Raw genomic sequence first — 17,750 nt, forward strand, 5'->3', positions numbered from 1 at the left:
CTGATTATGCGGCGCTACCGGCCAGGTGCTTAGCCAGGTAATGGCCGGTGATGCTGGAGGGATTGTTGGCGATCTCGTCGGGGGTGCCGGTGGCGACGACACGGCCGCCTTCCTCACCACCGCCCGGGCCCATGTCGATGACGTAGTCGGCGTTGGCGATCATGTCGAGGTCATGCTCGATGAAGACCACCGTGGCACCGCCAGCGACCAGCCGTTGCAGCACGTCGATGAGGGTACGGACGTCGAGAGGATGCAGACCCGTGGTGGGCTCGTCGAGCACGAACATCGTGGTGTCCTGCTTCTTGCCGAGCTCGTTGGAAAGTTTGAGGCGCTGGGCCTCTCCGCCGGAGAGACTTGGAGTGTCCTCGCCGAGGGTCAAGTAACCAAGACCGAGGTCGTGCAATGTGGCGAGCGCCTTGTGGATGCGTTTGAGCATGGAAGGCGAGATCATGTCGCCGGGGTCGATGGAGCTGCCCACACCAGTCGAACCATGGCAATCTATCGTGTTGGCGGAATTGAGGTGGCTGCTCTTACCAGTCGAATCGATAGTACGTTTGGCACTCTGTACTCCCCCGTTGCCGGCCTGTCCTGCTTTAGTCTTGGCTTTCGGATCGAAGATGTCGAGCGCGTCGTCAATCTCCAAATCCAAGACCTCGGGCAACGTCAGGCCTTGCGGCTGAGCTGGTGTCGTCAACCGCACCTCGTTAGTTTCAGGACGATAGCGACGGCCCTCGCATGCGGGGCAGGTGATGGTGACGTCAGGCAGGAATTGGATATCGAGGCTGATCTGGCCGGTGCCATCGCACTGCGGGCAGCGCAGCGAACCGGTGTTGTAGGAGAATGCAGAGACCTTGAGCTTGCGCTTCTTCGCCGACGCCGTGGAAGCGAACGCCCGGCGCAGCATATCCATCACGCCGGTGTAGGTGGCGACGGTCGAACGCACGTTGATGCCGATAGGCGTCGAATCGACCAGCCGCACACGGGTGATGCCCGCGTCGCCAATCGCATGGACGTGAGCTGGCAGCGCCTTCCCCGCTTCTTTCGCCTGCAGGGCAGGAATAAGCGATTCCAAGACCATCGTGGTTTTGCCGGACCCTGAGACGCCGGTCACAGCGGTCATCCTGCCACGCGGAATGGCGATATGCAGCGGATGGACGGTGTGGATTCCGCCGGTGGCCATCGTGATCCAATCAGGTTCGATTAGAACGTCTTGTTGGGCAGAAACTTTTGAATTTCTTGGTTCTTCTGAACCCGACGAATCCTTGGAACCGGCAGAGCCTTTTAGCTCATTTGAATCCGAAATAAACCGACAAAGCCTATCGGTCATCGGCGGCAAGACCTCGCGCTGACGCACGACGACAGGCTCCCGACCATCGAGGAACCCGGCGATACGCGACTGCTTGGAGCGCAGAATCTCATCGGGCGAACCCTGAGCGAGAATCCTCCCACCACGGCTGCCGGCGCCCGGTCCCATCTCGATGAAATGGTCGGCGGCGTTAAGCACGTGCACGTCATGGTCGACGAACACGACGGAGTTGCCCGTGGCCAGCAAATCACGCATCACGCCGATAAGCCCCTCGATATTCGCCGGATGCAAGCCGGTCGAAGGCTCATCGAGCACATAGAGCACACCCGTGGTCTCATTGCGCACGGCGCGCGAAAGCTGGGCGCGCTGCCGCTCGCCGGTCGACAGCGAGGCGCTGGCACGGTCAAGAGTCAGATAGCCGAGCCCCAACTGAAGCAACCGACGGCCCATGTCCTCCAAGGTCTCCACCAGGCTGTCGGCCATCTGGCGCATGTCGTCCGGCAGCGAAGACGGCACGGCCTTGGCCCACGAAAGCACCTGACGCAGCGGCCAGGACGTGACCTCGGCAAGATTGTACTCACCGATTTTCGGCGCACGCGCGGCCGCGTTAAGCCGTGAGCCACCGCAATCCGGGCAGGTGCGCTCGACCAGGAACTTGGCGACCTTCTTCATCCGCTTCTCGTCGGTGGCCCGGTCGAGCTCCTTGGTGACGGTGAGCCGCGCGTTGCGGAAGGTGAAGCCGAGATGGTGCACGCCCTTGATCGAGGTGATGGTGATGGGCTTCTTCTCCTCGGGCCCGTTGAAGACGATGTCGCGTTCCCTGTCGGTCAGCTCGCGGAACGGCACGTCGGTGCGCACGCCGAACTCACGGACGATGTCGGGTTGCACGTTGAAGCCGAAGGTGCGCCATGGCACCACCGCGCCCTCGTCGATGGTCATGCTCTCGTCGGGCACCAGCGCGGCGTCGTTGACCTCGCGCACGATGCCGGTGCCCTGGCAGGTGGGGCATGCGCCGGTGGAGTTGAACGCCAGCTCCTCCGCGCTGGGCGGCGTGACCAGAGCGCCGCACACCTCGCAGTGAATCGGCACCTCGGCGGCCACATCGAACGTCGGCTTGTGGTAGTGGCCGTTGGGGCAACGGTGCGAGGCGAGGCGGGAGAACATGAGGCGCAGCACGTTGAGCGTCTCGGTGGAGGTGCCAAAAGTCGAGCGCATGCCACCCACGCCGGGCCTTTGCCGCAACGCCAAAGCGGGAGGCACGAAACGCACCGAATCGACCTGCGGCTTCTCGGCCTGGGTCATGCGGCGACGCGTATACGTCGAGAGCGCGTCGAGATAACGCCGCGAGCCCTCGGCGTAGAGCACGCCCAAAGCCAGTGACGATTTGCCGGAACCGGAGACGCCGGCGATGCCGACGAGCTTGTTAAGCGGGATATCGACATCGATATCGCGCAGGTTGTGCACGCGGGCGCCACGCACCTCGATGGCTTGCGGCACCGCGGAATTCCGGGCATTGGTGGTCGTGGACGTGTCACTGGCCTTGTTTCGTGGGCCAGTCTCGCCTATCATGCCGTTCGTCTTCTCGTCGCGTTCATTCACGATGTCAACTCTATTCGCGCCGCCAACTTATTTCGCACTCAGCCAGAATAAACGCAAAAGGTGCCGCGGAATATCCACGACACCTTCGATAAGCTCGATCTGGCGAACCCGCCTGGCGCAAATCTAGACGCTGACGGGTTTCGAGCCAGCCATCACTTCACTAGCGCGAACGGCGGAACGGGGCCGAGTTGCGCTTGCCATGCGAGCGATGGAAGCCATCGGCCTTGCGCGAACCCTTGCCGCGATTGCCGCCACGGCCTTCGTAGCCCTCGTTGCGCCCACGACCGCCGGACTTGCCGTAACCACCGTGGCGATTCGACTTGCGTGAGCCGTAGGAATCGCCATAGTCCTCGGAGTATCCGCTATTACGGCCGCCGGAACGCCGGTTGCCATAGTGGTCGTTGCGGTCGTTGCGATTGCTGCGCCCCTTGCCTTTGCCACCACGATGGCCGTAATCGTCATACTCCGAACGACGCGAGCGCTTGCCCTTGCCGCCACGGAAATCATCGTCATAGAAGTCGCGCGAACGATGGCCATCACGACGACCACGGTTCGTGCGCGCGTCAATTGGTCCCTCACCCTCGTCGTAGCGGGGGTTACGGTTCTTATGACCGTCTCGACGACCGCCTTGGGACCGTGAATCGTTGAAATCGCGGGAATCGCCGAAGCTCTCGCCGGAATCGCCGCGTCCCTTCTTGTCGAAGGAACGGCGCGAGCCCTCATGGCGATTGTTGCGGTCACGGCGTCCGCCGCGGTCGCGACGGGAGCCGCCACGTCCGTTGCGCCCGGCCTTGCGGTTGACCACAGGGACGGTGAGCGTCCAGCCCTCGACCAGCGGAGCGTGCTCGCCCACCAGCTCCTCGAGCTCGGGCGCGCCCGGCACGATCTGCTGGCTCTTGGCCTTGATGCCGGCACGACGCAGCATCTGACGGGCGTCACGACGCTGCTGAGGCAGCACGAGGGTGACTACGTCGCCGGACTCGCCGGCGCGCGCGGTGCGGCCGGAACGGTGCAGGAACGACTTCGGGTCCTCCGGCGGCTCGGTCTGCACCACCATCTCCACGTCGCTGACGTCGATGCCGCGCGCGGCCACATCGGTGGCGACCATCACGCGGACGTCGCCCGAGGTGAAGGCGGCGAGATGGCGGTCACGCTGGTTCTGCGAGAGGTTGCCTTGCAGATCGACGGCGGGAATGCCTGCCTTGACCAGCTTGTCGGCCATCTTCTTGGCCTGGTATTTGGTGCGGGTGAAGAGGATGCGCTTTCCCATGCCGCTGGCGAGCTCGCGGATGACCTCGTATTTGTTACCCTGCGAGACCTCGAAGATGTGGTGGGTCATGGTGTCGACCTGCGCGTCGGCCGGCGCGATCTCGTGGATCTTCGGCTCATGCAGGAATTGCTTCACAACCTTGTCGACGCCGTGGTCGAGCGTGGCGGAGAAGAGCATACGCTGGCCGTCGGGGTCGACTTGCTCCAGCAGGCGCTGCACGGCGGGCAGGAAGCCCATGTCGGCCATCTCGTCAGCCTCGTCGAGCACCGCGACCTCGACCGATTCAATCGACAGCGCGCCCTGGCGCAGCAGATCCTCCAGACGCCCCGGGCAAGCGACGATGATCTCGGCGCCGGCCTTGAGCTGGGAGATCTGACGGCTGTATTTCACCCCGCCGTAGATGGTGGCGGTACGCATGTCGTAGGCGGCGGCGAGCGGGGCGACGACCTCGTCGATCTGGTTGACGAGCTCGCGGGTGGGTGCCAAAATCATCGCGCGCGGGTGCGGCAGCATGGCGCGGGAGCGGGACTTGCGGTCGCCGCTGCGTTCCATACGCTCGAAGTCACGCATCGCGGCCTCGCCCTCGCCTTCCTCACCGAGGCGGGCGACGAGCGGGATGGAGAACGCGAGCGTCTTGCCGCTGCCGGTCTCGCCGCGGCCGAGCACGTCACGGCCGGCCAGCGAATCGCCGAGGGTGTCGGCCTGGATGGGGAACGCGAAGGTCTTGCCATCCTTCGCCAGCACGCGGACGAGCGGATCGGGCACGCCGAGCTCGGCGAAGGTGCGCTCGGGCTGGTCGCCGCTTTTCGCGTATGCGGCCGCGTTTTCTGCCTGTTCGCTCGCCTTAGAAGAGTTGCCAGTGGTGGAATCGGAGGTCTGAGCGTCCGAATAGTCCGAGAAATCGGAGGAATAATCTGAATTTTTACGTTTGTTGTATTGATGAGAACGACGGTTCGGCACAATAGCCTTTCAAAAGATTGAAGCCGACCTGTTTCTCTTGCTTAAAATCGAACACCGGCTTCGTAATGGACAGTTCACTATATCAGACACGCCCAACCTGCAAGCCTCGCCCACAGCGGATTTCCAGCCCTATCGTCTGCCAGCGCGGGCAAGCTGGTAGCATCGATCGATTCGAAAACGACGAACGGAACTCATGGAAAGGCATGATTGATGCAGCGGCCGATAACCACCTCAACGACATTCCTGGCGCGCAAAAGCGAGCCCGCCACGGCTGACGACCTGCCCGTGGCCCGCGATCTCAAGGACACGCTGGAGGCGTATGCCGACCGGTGCGTGGGCATGGCGGCCAACATGATCGGCGAGCGCAAGCGCATCATCGTCTTCTTCGACAACCTCATCGGGCGCATCGTCACGATGCTCAACCCCGAGATCGTCGAGAAATCCGAGCCGTACGAGACCGAAGAGGGTTGTCTGTCGCTCGAAGGCATGCGCAAGACCACGCGTTTCCGCATCATTCGCGTGCGCTACATGGATTTGAGGATGCGCGAGCACACCGCGCGGTTCCAGGATTGGACGGCCCAGATCATCCAGCATGAGATCGACCACTGTGACGGGATTCTCATCTGAGCATCACGCCCCCGCCCAAGCACATTCACATCGCATAACACTGTATTGATAAAGCGTCATTAGGGAATACCAGTTGGGAATGCCCGGAAAATACTCGCAATAACAACTGAAAACAACAACGCCCTCCGACCCACATTTCGTACAACATACGAGAACATGAGCCGGAGGGCGTTTTGTGAGACTTTCAGGCCCTCACGCGCCGTGGGACTCCACGATGGCACCCTCGCTGGGCGGGGTCTGCTTCTTGTGGCGCGGGCTCGGAGCCTTGGCCGGCGGCACGTCCGTGTATGGATGGCCCATAGTGGCCGTGGCGGTGTAGAAGTTCTTGCTGGTCGGAGCGGCAGCCGGAGTTCCCGCGGAAGCCGAAGCGTCCGGTTTCAGGCTGGATGCGGGAGCGGCGGCGGGCGCGGCATGGCCGGTCTCGCCGTTGCGATAGCGATCCATCATGGCCTTCTGCAGATCGGCGGCGCTAGGCGGTGTCCACGAAAGGGCGTTGGCTCCGGCGGCGATGGTCTCCTCGATGGACTTGGCGGAGCCCCCGGAACTCGCCACGAGCGGAATCTCCGGGTAACGGTCCTTGATCTGGGCCACCACCTCGGCGGTGCGCCTGCCAGCGGCCACGTTGATGATGCGGGCGCCGGCCTCGATCTTGCGCGCGACGTTGTCGTCGAACTGCACCACCGTGGCCATCACCGGCACATGCACAGTCATCGCCACCTCACGCACGATCTCGACGGTGGACGGCGCGTTGAGCACCACCCCGGAGACGCCCTGCATCTCGGCGAAGACGGCCAACTCGAGCACACGGGTGCCGGTGGTGGTGCCTCCCCCGACGCCCACGAACACGGGCGCCCGGGCCACGGAGAGCACGGCCTGGTTGATCACGGGCTGGCCGGTAAAGGGGTAGACGGCGAGGATCGCGTCGGCGTTGGTGTTGTGGATCACGGCCGCGTCGGTGGTATAGGCGAAGGAGCGCAGGCGGCGGCCCTCGAGCACGACGCCGCTGGACTGCTCGATCTCGGCCGGCACACGCGCGTCGTTCGAGCTCAGTGGATTCTCAATGGGCAGAGCCTCTGGCAGATTGCTTAGCTGACGTTCCATCATGCCGCTCCCTTCGAGTGTCTAAACGCTTGACGACGCCCTGAGACGAAATCGCCCCGGACGCCGAAACAAGCACAGTACCAGACCCAACATAACACCTCCACCTGTTGTTCCTCGAAATCGAAAATCTTCACATTTTGTCGCCCGATGCCACATTGTCCGCGTTTCCCGACACCCGTCGTGCAAACGCTTTGTCCTTTATATTCCGCAAGCGCACTGTCGCCTCGCTATGACAAAATTGACTGGAAATCCGTGGGCTCGGAAAGGCCGGAACGTCAAGGCAAACCTGATGGCGACGCCACCGAAAACGGGGCCTTCCCAACCACGGCTTGAGCGCCGTGCCCGAGTGCGGCAACCAGAAGACAATGAAGGAACGAATACTTGGCTGAGTTTATCTATCAGATGATCAACGCGCGCAAAGCCTATGGCGACCGCGTGATTCTCGACGATGTGACCCTGAGCTTTTTGCCCGGCGCGAAAATCGGCGTGGTGGGCCCCAACGGCATGGGCAAGTCGACGCTGCTGCGCATCATGGCCGGCCTCGACACCGTCTCCAACGGCGAGGCGAAGCTGACCCCCGGCTACTCCGTGGGCATCCTCCAGCAGGAGCCGCCGCTCGACGAGACCAAGACGGTTGGCGAAAATATCAAGCAGGCCTTCGGCGAAATCGCCGACAAGGTGACCCGCTTCAACGAGATTGGCGAGGAGATGGCCAATCCCGACGCGGATTACGACGCGCTGATGGCCGAGATGGGCAAGCTGCAGGAGGAGATCGACGCGGCCGACGGCTGGGACCTCGACTCCCAGCTCGAGCAGGCCATGGACGCGCTGCAGTGCCCCGACCCCGACACCCCGGTGAAGGTCTGCTCGGGCGGCGAACGCCGTCGTGTGGCGCTGTGCAAGCTGCTGCTTGAGGCCCCCGACCTGCTACTGCTCGACGAGCCCACCAACCACCTCGACGCCGAGTCGATCCTGTGGCTGGAGCAGTTCCTGCACACCTATAAGGGCGCCGTCATCGCGGTGACCCACGACCGCTACTTCATGGACAACGTGGCCGAATGGATCTGCGAGGTCGACCGCGGCCACCTCTACCCCTACAAGGGCAACTACACCACGTACTTGGAGACCAAAGAGAAGCGTATGGAGATCCAGGGCGCCAAGGACGCCAAGCTCGCCAAGCGTTTGAAGAACGAAATCGCGTGGGTCAAGAGCTCGCCCAAGGCGCGCCAGGCCAAGAACAAGGCCAGGCTCGAGCGTTACGACGAGATGGAGAACGAGGCGCGCAACTCCAAGAAGCTGGACTTCTCCGAGATCGTGATCCCGCCGGGGCCGCGTCTGGGCTCGCAGGTGCTCGAGGCCGAGCATATCCACAAGGCGTTCGGCGACCGCGTGCTCATCGACGACCTCTCCTTCACCCTGCCACGCAACGGCATCGTGGGCATCATCGGCCCCAACGGCGTCGGCAAGTCCACGCTGTTCAAGACCATCGTGGGCCAGGAGCCGCTGACCAGCGGCGAGCTCAAGATCGGCGAGACCGTCAAGATCTCGTACGTCGACCAGAACCGCGAGGGCCTCGACCCGAACAAGAACCTCTGGGAGGCAGTGTCCGACGGCAACGACTTCATCGAGGTCGCCGGCGTTGAGGTGCCGACGCGCGCCTACGTGGCCAGCTTCGGCTTCAAGGGCAGCGACCAGCAGAAGATGACCGGCGTGCTCTCCGGCGGCGAGCGCAACCGCCTGAACCTCGCGCTCACGCTCAAGCAGGGCGGCAACCTGCTGCTGCTCGATGAGCCCACCAACGACTTGGACGTGGAGACGCTGGAATCGCTCGAGAACGCGCTTATCGAGTTCCCGGGCTGCGCCGTGGTCATCTCCCACGACCGCTGGTTCCTCGACCGCATCGCCACACATATCCTCGCGTGGGAGGGTGACGACGAGAACCCGGCCAAATGGTACTGGTTCGAAGGGAACTTCCAGGCCTACCAGGACGACAAGGTCAAGCGCCTGGGCGAGGAGGCCTCCCGCCCCCACCGCATCCACCGCAAGCTCACCCGCTAATCCCTATCCCCATATCCGCTCCCCAAATCGGTCGCCCTGCTGCCGCTCAGTTAGTTACCGCTAGTATGAAGCGCTTTATCCGGCCTGATGGGTTGCCCTTGACGTGGTGGGGGTGGAAATATACGATGTCCGACACGCTCCGGGCCGCTCTGGCCAAGTCTTTACGGTCTGACATCGCATATTTCCACCCCCACCACTCAACGTATAAGTGTTAAAGACCTAGCCAATCCCAACTCACTGCCAGAGTCGATTCCGTTAAGTTGGTGGTCTGGGATATGCGATGTTCGACCGTATGACTTGGCCGAGCGGCCCGGAGCGTGTCGAATATCGTATATCCCAGACCACCAGCGCCAGTTCTAAGGTCACCGTCATAAGCAAGCGACTGCTTGGTAGGCCTGGGGGAAAATAAGCGGATATAAAAAATGGAGGAAAAAGTTGGGCGGATTGGATAGACTCTCATAAGCGTTAATTCGATAGGAATGAGGAATGACATGGCGGAAGTCAAGGCGGGCGACGCGGCACAGCAGGCAGTGAAAGCGCTCGAGTTGAAGCCCGGGCAGCAGCAGGGCGACCGCACCGTCTTCCATGATGCCACCAACCTCTACTACCCCACCGAGCGCATCTACGGCGGCCAGATGACCGCGCAGGCCATCATCGCCGCCTCCGACACCACCGACGCCGACAAGGTGCCGAACTCCATCCACGCCACGTTCATCAAGGTGGGCAAGCTCGACGAGGAGACCCGCTACGAGGTGGAATCGCTGCGTGACGGCCGTTCGTTCTCCACCCGCCGCGTGGACGCCAGGCAAGGCGACCAGCTGCTCTTCACCGCCACGGTGAGCATGCAGAAGGCGGGCCAGGCTGGCGTGGAGTTCAACGATGACATGCCGCAAAACCTCCCCGATCCCGAGACACTCACCAGCGCCAAGGACCTGATGGAGCCTTACGCCGACCAGTCCGGGTTCGCCAAATACTATTCGTCGCAGTCGCCCTTCGACATCCGCCACATCGGCTCGACCGTCATGCTCGAGCCCGACAAGAAGAGCGCCGACAAGGATTCCGGCAAGCAGATGGTGTGGATGCGCATGGCCAGCCCGATCGAGGCGCCGCAGAACGTGCACCGCGCGCTGCTGGCGCTGGAGTGCGACCAGGTGATGATGGAGCCGGACCTGCGCCGCGCGGGCCTGAGCATCTCGACGCCCGGCATCTTCTACGCCTCGATCGACCACTCGATGTGGTGGTACGACAACATCGACATGAACGAATGGCACCTCTACGTGCAGGACGCCCCGGTGGCCGGGCATGGCAGGGCTCTGGGCATCGCCAAGGTCTACTCGGCGGACGGCAGGCTGCTGGCCGCGATGACGCAGGAAGCCACGATTCGCGTGCCGGAAAAGAAGGATGACAAGAACGGCAAGAAGGACGACAAGAAAACCGAGAAGTAACATTCCTGGCTTATCGGAACGTATTTCTGATTGTTTGCCGGTCGTTCATTCAACGGCCGGCAATTTCATGAGCCGTCAATCGTCTTGATGACGTTTTGTCCAAAACCAGCCGAACAAACAACCGGCTAGACAGCATACAACTATGGTGAATAACCCCATATTTCTTCTCCGTCGAATGGTTATATGCCGTTTGCCTAATAATAAACAGAATATCAAAAATCAGGAAGCATCAGGTCCTCGCCACCCAGAAAAGTGAAGCCACCCTTGGCCTCGAGCAGTCGACGGGCGAACGACAAGGCGCACAGCGTCGATTGGACGCCATCGACGCCGCCAATCTCGTGGGACCATATGGTGTCATCACCGCTGGTCAATGAGACTGTGGTCCAGAATTCCCCTGATTCGGCTCGCTTCGGTTCGGCAACAAGCAAATCATAGGATTCACCGAGCTTTTCGAATGTCCGTTTGAGCACTTCGTTGTGTCCTTTCGTCCCGTTTCAGGCGTTCAAGCCAAACCCTGAAACGAATATCAAATGTCGCTTTTGCCCAGCGAGCCGGCGGCGATCTTGCGCTGACGCTCACGGCGCTTGGCGGCCTTCATCTTCGGGCTTTCGGGCCCGTCGTTCGGCGGCAGCTGGCAGAGCCACTCCCCCACGATGCCGACGACCATGTCGGCCAGGCAGATGATCGCGGTGACCCCGCATTGGATGGACGCGTCGCGGTAGAAGGGCGCGTTGACGTGGCTCAGCATCAGGAACAGCTGGCCGAAATACCAGCCGGCCAGGCCCGCCCCGGCAATGCCGAGCGCCTTGCACAGCACGAGCGTGTAGACGGCCTTCGTCGGGTCGATCCAGCTTTTGCGCTTGGCCGGGTCGGTGGTGGCGTAACGGTGCACCTGCAGCGCCAGGATCAGCACGATCGCGCCCAGGGCGATGAGCACGAAAGCGACGATCCAGGGGGCCCCGACCAGCGAGAGGCCCGTCATCTCGTCGGATTTGGCGAAGACGATGCCGAGAAACATCCCGAGCCCGAGAGCCACGAGGTAATACCACCATGGGGTGCGACGATTGATCATTGTGTATCCCCCAATATCCAGCTGTCGGAGAGCAGGCCGACGCGGGCGGCGTCGGAGGCCATGGCGAGCAGGAAGGAGACCGGATCGCCATCAAACCTGGCGTCCGGGTCCATGTCGAGCCATGGGGCCAGCACTTCCGCTTCACGTTTGGCCTGTTGCAACGGTAATTGCGGGCCTGTGGCGGTTTCGGCGTCGTTGCCCTCGCTTTCGCCTTCCATATCAATCAGGCGCAAAGAGACGGCACCCTCGTGCGTGGCCGAAAGCGAATCGAGCAACTCGGCGAGACCGGACGGCGTGAGCTTCGTGGTCAGTTGGATCACCGCGGCCTCGGCGTCGGCGGTATCCACGCCCATGACGTGGTACAGCGGCGAGATGCCCTCGACTTGGTTGCCAGGGACTGAATCGAGCGAGACGACCACGGCGCGGAACCGCTGCTCGGCGTCGAGCGCCTTGCTGCGCATGGCGACCACCGCGCGATGAGCGACGGAACCCGCGGCAGGCGCGCCGGTCCCGGAACCCTCGGCCTTCTTGGCCTCGTCGGCCTGACGCTGGATGTCCGCCGACATATCGGCCCCCGCGAGAGAGGCGTCGGTCGGCCGCGCGTTGGCATTGGCCAGAGCAAACACAGGTCCACCGAAGTCGCCAATGCCTTCGGAACTATCACCGCCCAAGCCAGTCTCCCCAACAAAGCCAATATCGGGGTCGTCGAAACGAATCTCCTCACCGTCGAAATCCACGCTCAGCTGCGCATGCGCACGCCCCGAGGCGATGGCCTCCCGCAGACGCTTGGCAATCTGCGCGCCTTGCACAGCAGCAAAGGAATCCTGATCGAAGGAAATCCCGACCCGCGCGTAAACGCCAAGGGGCGTGCCATCCTCTGACATGCCCCTTGCCGTGGATCGTTGCGAACCAGTCATGACCGCTCTATTCTTCCGGCTTCATGCCGACGGAACGTTTCAGCGCGTCGGGAATCGGCACGGGCGGAATCGAGGAATCGGGCCTGGCGTCGTTGGAGAGCCAGAGCTCGCGCTCCGGAGCCTTGCGCATATTGGCGAAGATGGCCGACAGCTCCTTCTCGTTCAAAGTCTCCTTGACCAGAAGCTGGCGCACCAGCTCGTCGAGCACGTCGCGGTTCTCGGTGATCACGCGCCACGCCTCGGTGTGGGCGGTCTCGATGAGCTTCATCACCGCCTGGTCGATCTGCTCGGCCGTCTTGTCGGAATAGTTGTGGACCAGGCCGTTCATCGAATCCTGGTCGTTGTCGGCGTCGCCCCACTTCACCGCTCCGAGCGATGAGGACAGGCCGAACTCGAGGACCATCTTGCGGGCGATCTGCGTGGCCTTCTCGATGTCGTTGGAGGCACCGGTGGTCGGGTCGTGGAAGACGACCTCCTCGGCAGTGCGCCCGCCCATGGCGTAGGCCATCTGGTCGAGCAGCTCGTTGCGTGACTGGGAGTAGCGGTCCTGCGTGGGCATGACGGCCGTATAGCCCAGGGCGCGTCCACGTGGCAGGATCGTGACCTTGGTGACCGGATCGGTGTGGTGCAGCGCGGCGGCGACCAGTGCGTGGCCACCCTCGTGGTAGGCGGTGTTGCGCATCTCGTCGAGGGCCATGCCCTTGGACTGGCGTCGCGGGCCAGACTGCACGCGGTCGATGGCCTCGTCGATGGCGCGGTTGTCGATGAGCTGGGCACCGGCGCGGGCGCACAGCAGCGCGGCCTCGTTGAGCACGTTGGCCAGGTCGGCGCCGGTGAAGCCCGGAGTACGCACGGCGACGGTGTGCAGGTCGACGTTCGGCACGAACGGCTTGCCCTTGGCGTGCACCTTCAGAATCGCCTCGCGGCCTTCGAGATCGGGGGCCTCCACGGCCACCTGGCGATCGAAACGGCCGGGGCGCAACAACGCGGAATCGAGCACGTCGGGCCTGTTAGTGGCGGCGATGATGATGAGGTTGGTGTCGTTGTCGAAACCGTCCATCTCGACGAGCAGCTGATTCAGCGTCTGCTCGCGCTCGTCGTGCCCGCCGTTCATACCGCTGCCGCGCTTGCGGCCCACGGCGTCGATCTCGTCGATGAAGATGATGGCCGGCGCGTTCTTCTTGGCCTCCTCGAAGAGGTCACGCACACGCGAGGCGCCGAGACCGACGAACATCTCGACGAAGTCGGAGCCCGCCATGGCGTAGAACGGCACGCCCGCCTCACCGGCGATGGCTCGCGCGAGCAGCGTCTTGCCGGTTCCGGGAGGGCCGTAAAGCAGCACGCCACGCGGGATGCGCGCGCCGAGCGCCTTGTATTTGGACGGGTCCTTGAGGAAGTCCTTGATCTCCTCGACCTCCTGGACGGCCGACTGCTCGCCGGCGACGTCGGAGAACTTGGTGGTGGGCCGCTCGCCTTCCAGCAGCTTGCCGTTGCCCTTCTTGCCGCCCATGCCGAACATGCCGTTGGCGCCGCCGCTCATGCGGCTCAGCAGCCACCAGCACAGCCCGAATATAAGAATCAGCGGCAGAATCGAGGTGAGCAGGTAGCCCCACATGCTGTCGGATTGGATGTCGGCGGTCCAGCCGTTGGCGGCCTTCGTGTCTTTGGCGGCTCTGAGCACTTCTGGCCCCTCGGCCTCGGTGTAGTAGAACTGCACGTCGCGGCCGTAATCATGGTCGCTGTTGGTCTTGGGATCGATCTTCTTGAAGTTCTTGTCGAGCTTGAGCTTGACGAGCTGCTTGTTGTCGATGATCTGAATGCGATTGGCCTTGTCGTTGGCGATCAGCGACATGCCGTCCTTGGTGTCGATGGTCTGGGTGGCGTTCGAGGTGAAGAGCTGGAAGCCGGCCATCACCAGCAGCACGAGCACGACGATCCACAGCAGCGGCGACTGCCACAGAGGGCGCTTGCCGTTGTTGTCGCCACCGCCGTTGTTGCCATTGCGGTTATTACGGTCATCACGCTTGTTGTTGCGGTTGTCGTCGCCGTTGCGGTTGAAGGGGTTGCCGAATGGATTGCCGCCTCCGCGGTTGCCGCCACCCATGGGGTTGCGGGGGTTCTGGGGATAGCTCATGCCTGTCCTCCTTGGTAGACTTCCGGTCTCAGCACCGCTATGCAATCGAGGTTCCGGTACCGTTCGTCGTAATCGAGCCCGAAGCCCACCACGAACTCGTCGGGCACTTCAAAACCTTTGTACTTCACCGCCACATTAATCTCCCGGCGTGAGGGTTTCTCCAGCAGCGCAAAGGCCTCGACGCTCGCGGCGCCACGACGTTTCAGCTCGTCCATCAGCCAATCGAGCGTCCTGCCGGAATCGACGATGTCCTCGACGATCAGGATGTGGCGGCCTTTCACGTCGCTGGAGAGATCCTGCCGCACGGTGATCTCCCCGGAGCTCGAGGTGCCGGCGCCATAGCTGGAAAGGCTCATGAAATCCATGCTGACGTTGATGCTCAACGCCTGCGAGAAGGCGGCCATCGTGTTGACCGCGCCCTTGAGCACGGAGACCAGCAAGATATCCTTGCCGGCGTAGTCCTTGCTCACCTGATCGGCGACCTCTTTTATTTTCCGTTCAATCTGCTCTTTCGACACCAATTCGTGGTCGATTTCACCTTGTACATCCGCGATCTGCATGGGTACCATTCTCGCACACGCGAATGACGTGTCGCTGTCTGTTTGCTGTGTAACCGCTGGGAAGCGAGACCGGGCCCTGCCCGTGCCATCGGATGGCCAGCTCGTCGATGCGCTCGACGTGCCGCGAAGTGAAGGGGATGCCGAGGCTAGAGAGGGCTTTGCCGATTACACGTCGGCGAATCGCGGGGTGCTCGCGGACGAGCGCGTCGACGCGGATTTCCAGCTTTGCGGGGGCTTCATCAACGCCTGTTCGCGGCGTGGCGACGCTGCTCACGATCTCGTCATAGACGGCGTCGGCAGCCGAATCGAGATAGTCCTTGTCCTGTTGGGCCAAACGGGTGGCGTCGGCGAGGTGCGAGGCGACGTCGCCCGAGAAGAACGTGTTGAGATAGGGCACGAGGGTGTGGCGGATTTTGGAGCGCAGGGGAAAATTAGCCGGGAGCGAATCGGAGGCAGGGATGGCGTCGCCGTTGGTCGGGTCGTCCCACCAATCCAATCCCAAATCCTCACAGATGCCGGTGGTCTCCTCGCGCGTCACATCCAGCAGCGGCCGGGCGAAACGAACCCCATCTCTGGTGAATGTGGGGGGCATGCCGGCGATGGCGTCGATTCCGGAGGATTTGGCAAGTCCAATAAGCACCGTCTCGGCCTGGTCGTCTTGGGTATGCGCCAAAAAGACCACGCTGGCCCCGGTCTCTCGCGCCACCTCAATAATGGCCTCATACCGCGCGTCGCGGGCGGCGGCCTCCTCGCCGTGGCCATGGCTCTGCACGTCGATATCGACCGTACGCACCTCAACGGGCTCCAACCCCAGCCCATGGCACCGTTGTGCCGCGTCCGCGGCCGCCTTCGCGGACCCCTCCTGCAGCTGATGATCGACCACCACGGCCCCGCAGCGCACCCCCAGCGAGGCGCAGACGATATGGCTCAACGCGGCCAGGGCCATCGAATCGCGCCCGCCGGAGCAGGCCACGAGCACCAAAGGCGCGTCGGCGTCCGGCTCATGCTCGCCGTGCCGCCGGAAACGCTCGCCCTGCGAGGTGATGGAAAGCGCGGCCAAGCTGGCGCGCACGGCGCCGATCGCCTTCCTGAGTCTTGCAGAATATGCCATAGCCGCGTTCCGTCTTCTCGCCTAGAGCTTGTCCATGGCCGCCACGAGCGCGTCGATGGCGTTGCGCGCGGCGAGCAGGTCCTGTGGATTGTTGACCACGACCGCGAAGGCCAGCACCCCGCCGCCCTTGCGCGAGACGTTGCCCGCCATCGAGGTGACCTCATCGAGCGAGCCTGTTTTGACGCGCAGCAGTCCGGCGTCGTCCACGTCCTCGATCCGGTTGCGCGCGGTGCCCACCAGGCCGGGCATCGAAAGCCCCTCGGCGGCGGCCGCGCCATTGCCCGGCTGCAGGTTGTGCGCCTGCACCTCCACAAGCGTTTTGACGCCGACCTTCGAGCCCGGTGAGAGCCCGGAGCAGTCGGCCATGGTCAGGCCGGTGGTGTCGACGCCGGCTTTCGTGACCTGCGCGGCAACGGCCTTGGTGGCGCCTTCGGGCGAGTTGGCCAGCCCAAGTTTCAAAGCGGTGAGCCTGCCGAACTCCTCGGCCAGAGTGTTGTCGGAATGACGCAACGTGAAGGCGAGCACCTGCGAGAGCGTGGCGGAACGCACGGCGCCCAGCCGGGCCGAGCCCTTGGCCGCGCTCCCCTTCGTCGCGTCGCCGTCCACCGTGATGCCTCGGGCGGCGAGCAGTTGCGCGAAGGTGGCCGCCGCGTCCTGCGTGGGCGTGGTGCTCATGGGCGGGTAGGCCGTATACGTATCGGGGTCGTCGGGGCCATAGCCGCCCCACTGGCGTCCGCCGTCGACGGCCATGGATGAGACGGCGGTGTATTCCATATTGCCGTCGTTGTTCTCGGCGATGTTCTCGGGGTACCGAGTCTCGCCGAACAGCGCGTCGTCATAGCGCAGCTTGATCTTGGAGATCTTGCGCGCCTTGAGCGATTGCGCCGTCTGGTCGGCCAGGGAGGCGAGCCCCGCGCGCCCGTTGATATGGCTGGGGTCGTTCTCACCGGCCCCGAGCAGCATGTCGCCGTCGCCTTTGAGCGTCACGACGCCCGAGCCGTCATGGACCGAGGAAGGGTCGAGCCAGGCCTCGGTGGAGAACGTGGAGCCCATGTCGAGCGTTGTAGAGGCAGCCAGGGCCGTCAGGGTCTTCATAGTGGAGGCGGGTTCGCGCGGGGTCCCGTCATTCTGCGAGGCAACGATGGTGCCATGCGCGTCGGCGACCGCCACGGAGAAATCGGAGCCAACGCCGGGGGCGGCTCCGAGGGCGGAGATAGCGGCCTCGACGCCCTGCTTGTCAATCGGCTTGCCCAGGTCGGCCGCGCCGGCCACATCCTTGGCCTCGCGCACCTCGTCGAGCGTCTGCGCCCGCGAACCAGTACCGTTGCTCAAGGTAAGCGACCCAGGCACCTTGTCATAGATGTCGGCGACGACGTATCCGGCGAACAACGCCAGGGTGACCAGCGCGGAGACGACGATGCGCCAGTTGCGGCGCGCGCCGACCGACCTGGCCGAATGTTGCGCGTGCCTGCCCTTCCCCGAGCCTTGTTCCATCATGCCTCTCATCGCCTAGTGGCAGCGGGTGCCACACGTTTTGTCTCTGACCACCTTAGAACATGGCCTAGTTGAAAAACGCGCACACCCAAAAGG

General features: G+C 63.2%; 13 protein-coding genes. 3 read left to right on the forward strand and 10 right to left on the reverse strand.

All coding sequences use genetic code 11. The features are described 5' to 3' along the window. Positions 1-4: 4 nt before the first annotated feature. Together OZY47_RS06030 and OZY47_RS06035 are read right to left on the reverse strand one after the other, a co-directional pair. On the reverse strand, positions 5-2,875 hold the full coding sequence (locus OZY47_RS06030) for an excinuclease ABC subunit UvrA (RefSeq protein WP_277179190.1): 2,871 nt from the start codon (positions 2,873-2,875) through the stop codon (positions 5-7). 190 nt (positions 2,876-3,065) lie between these two features. Continuing rightward, the gene (locus tag OZY47_RS06035) at positions 3,066-4,940 is read right to left on the reverse strand and encodes a DEAD/DEAH box helicase (RefSeq protein ID WP_277179192.1); all 1,875 of its coding nucleotides are present in this window, start codon (positions 4,938-4,940) and stop codon (positions 3,066-3,068) included. 405 nt (positions 4,941-5,345) lie between these two features. Between OZY47_RS06035 and OZY47_RS06040 the strand changes: the two genes are divergently transcribed. Then, the gene (locus OZY47_RS06040; RefSeq protein WP_277177448.1) at positions 5,346-5,762 is read left to right on the forward strand and encodes a peptide deformylase; all 417 of its coding nucleotides are present in this window, start codon (positions 5,346-5,348) and stop codon (positions 5,760-5,762) included. Between the two features lie 192 nt (positions 5,763-5,954). Here the strand turns inward: OZY47_RS06040 and OZY47_RS06045 are convergent, their stop codons facing one another. Continuing rightward, positions 5,955-6,866 (reverse strand): dioxygenase, encoded by a 912-nt coding sequence (locus OZY47_RS06045; RefSeq protein WP_277177450.1) that lies wholly within the window; start codon positions 6,864-6,866, stop codon positions 5,955-5,957. A 378-nt stretch (positions 6,867-7,244) separates the two neighbouring features. On the opposite strand from OZY47_RS06045, the gene ettA reads away from it, so the two are divergent. Then, complete coding sequence (gene ettA, locus OZY47_RS06050) at positions 7,245-8,921, forward strand: energy-dependent translational throttle protein EttA (RefSeq protein ID WP_277177451.1); 1,677 nt, start codon at positions 7,245-7,247, stop codon at positions 8,919-8,921. A 491-nt stretch (positions 8,922-9,412) separates the two neighbouring features. Next, positions 9,413-10,366: an acyl-CoA thioesterase domain-containing protein gene (locus tag OZY47_RS06055; protein ID WP_277177452.1), complete on the forward strand. Its 954-nt coding sequence runs from the start codon at positions 9,413-9,415 to the stop codon at positions 10,364-10,366. Between the two features lie 212 nt (positions 10,367-10,578). On the opposite strand, the gene OZY47_RS06060 is transcribed toward OZY47_RS06055, so the two are convergent. Genes OZY47_RS06060 through OZY47_RS06090 form a run of 7 tightly spaced genes read right to left on the reverse strand, consistent with a single transcriptional unit; the run spans position 10,579 to position 17,657 of the window. Next, complete coding sequence (locus OZY47_RS06060; protein WP_277177453.1) at positions 10,579-10,836, reverse strand: hypothetical protein; 258 nt, start codon at positions 10,834-10,836, stop codon at positions 10,579-10,581. Between the two features lie 56 nt (positions 10,837-10,892). Further along, positions 10,893-11,438, reverse strand: a complete 546-nt coding sequence (locus OZY47_RS06065) for a DUF3180 domain-containing protein (protein WP_277177454.1) — start codon at positions 11,436-11,438, stop codon at positions 10,893-10,895. Continuing rightward, entirely contained in the window at positions 11,435-12,322 is an 888-nt protein-coding gene (locus tag OZY47_RS06070; RefSeq protein WP_277177455.1) for a hypothetical protein, read from the reverse strand. The genes OZY47_RS06065 and OZY47_RS06070 overlap by 4 nt, the downstream gene beginning before the upstream one ends. A 40-nt stretch (positions 12,323-12,362) precedes the next feature. Continuing rightward, positions 12,363-14,489, reverse strand: coding sequence for an ATP-dependent zinc metalloprotease FtsH (gene ftsH / locus OZY47_RS06075; RefSeq protein WP_277177456.1), 2,127 nt, complete (start codon positions 14,487-14,489; stop codon positions 12,363-12,365). Continuing rightward, positions 14,486-15,049: a hypoxanthine phosphoribosyltransferase gene (hpt, locus tag OZY47_RS06080; protein ID WP_277177457.1), complete on the reverse strand. Its 564-nt coding sequence runs from the start codon at positions 15,047-15,049 to the stop codon at positions 14,486-14,488. Before hpt ends, ftsH begins: the two co-directional genes overlap by 4 nt. Continuing rightward, complete coding sequence (gene tilS, locus OZY47_RS06085; protein ID WP_277177458.1) at positions 15,024-16,160, reverse strand: tRNA lysidine(34) synthetase TilS; 1,137 nt, start codon at positions 16,158-16,160, stop codon at positions 15,024-15,026. The genes hpt and tilS overlap by 26 nt, the downstream gene beginning before the upstream one ends. A 21-nt stretch (positions 16,161-16,181) precedes the next feature. After that, positions 16,182-17,657 (reverse strand): D-alanyl-D-alanine carboxypeptidase, encoded by a 1,476-nt coding sequence (locus OZY47_RS06090; protein WP_277177459.1) that lies wholly within the window; start codon positions 17,655-17,657, stop codon positions 16,182-16,184. Positions 17,658-17,750 lie beyond the last annotated feature (93 nt).

This window comes from Bifidobacterium sp. ESL0790 (genome assembly GCF_029395435.1).
Taxonomy (GTDB): Bacteria; Actinomycetota; Actinomycetes; order Actinomycetales; family Bifidobacteriaceae; genus Bifidobacterium.

Coding starts and splice junctions, on each gene's coding strand:
- ftsH (WP_277177456.1), bottom strand. CDS start 14,489: ATGAGCTATCCCCAGAACCCCCGCAACCCCATGGGTGGCGGCAACCGC.
- OZY47_RS06040 (WP_277177448.1), top strand. CDS start 5,346: ATGCAGCGGCCGATAACCACCTCAACGACATTCCTGGCGCGCAAAAGC.
- OZY47_RS06055 (WP_277177452.1), top strand. CDS start 9,413: ATGGCGGAAGTCAAGGCGGGCGACGCGGCACAGCAGGCAGTGAAAGCG.
- tilS (WP_277177458.1), bottom strand. CDS start 16,160: ATGGCATATTCTGCAAGACTCAGGAAGGCGATCGGCGCCGTGCGCGCC.
- OZY47_RS06090 (WP_277177459.1), bottom strand. CDS start 17,657: ATGATGGAACAAGGCTCGGGGAAGGGCAGGCACGCGCAACATTCGGCC.
- OZY47_RS06065 (WP_277177454.1), bottom strand. CDS start 11,438: ATGATCAATCGTCGCACCCCATGGTGGTATTACCTCGTGGCTCTCGGG.
- hpt (WP_277177457.1), bottom strand. CDS start 15,049: ATGCAGATCGCGGATGTACAAGGTGAAATCGACCACGAATTGGTGTCG.
- OZY47_RS06030 (WP_277179190.1), bottom strand. CDS start 2,875: ATGATAGGCGAGACTGGCCCACGAAACAAGGCCAGTGACACGTCCACG.
- OZY47_RS06070 (WP_277177455.1), bottom strand. CDS start 12,322: ATGTCAGAGGATGGCACGCCCCTTGGCGTTTACGCGCGGGTCGGGATT.
- OZY47_RS06045 (WP_277177450.1), bottom strand. CDS start 6,866: ATGATGGAACGTCAGCTAAGCAATCTGCCAGAGGCTCTGCCCATTGAG.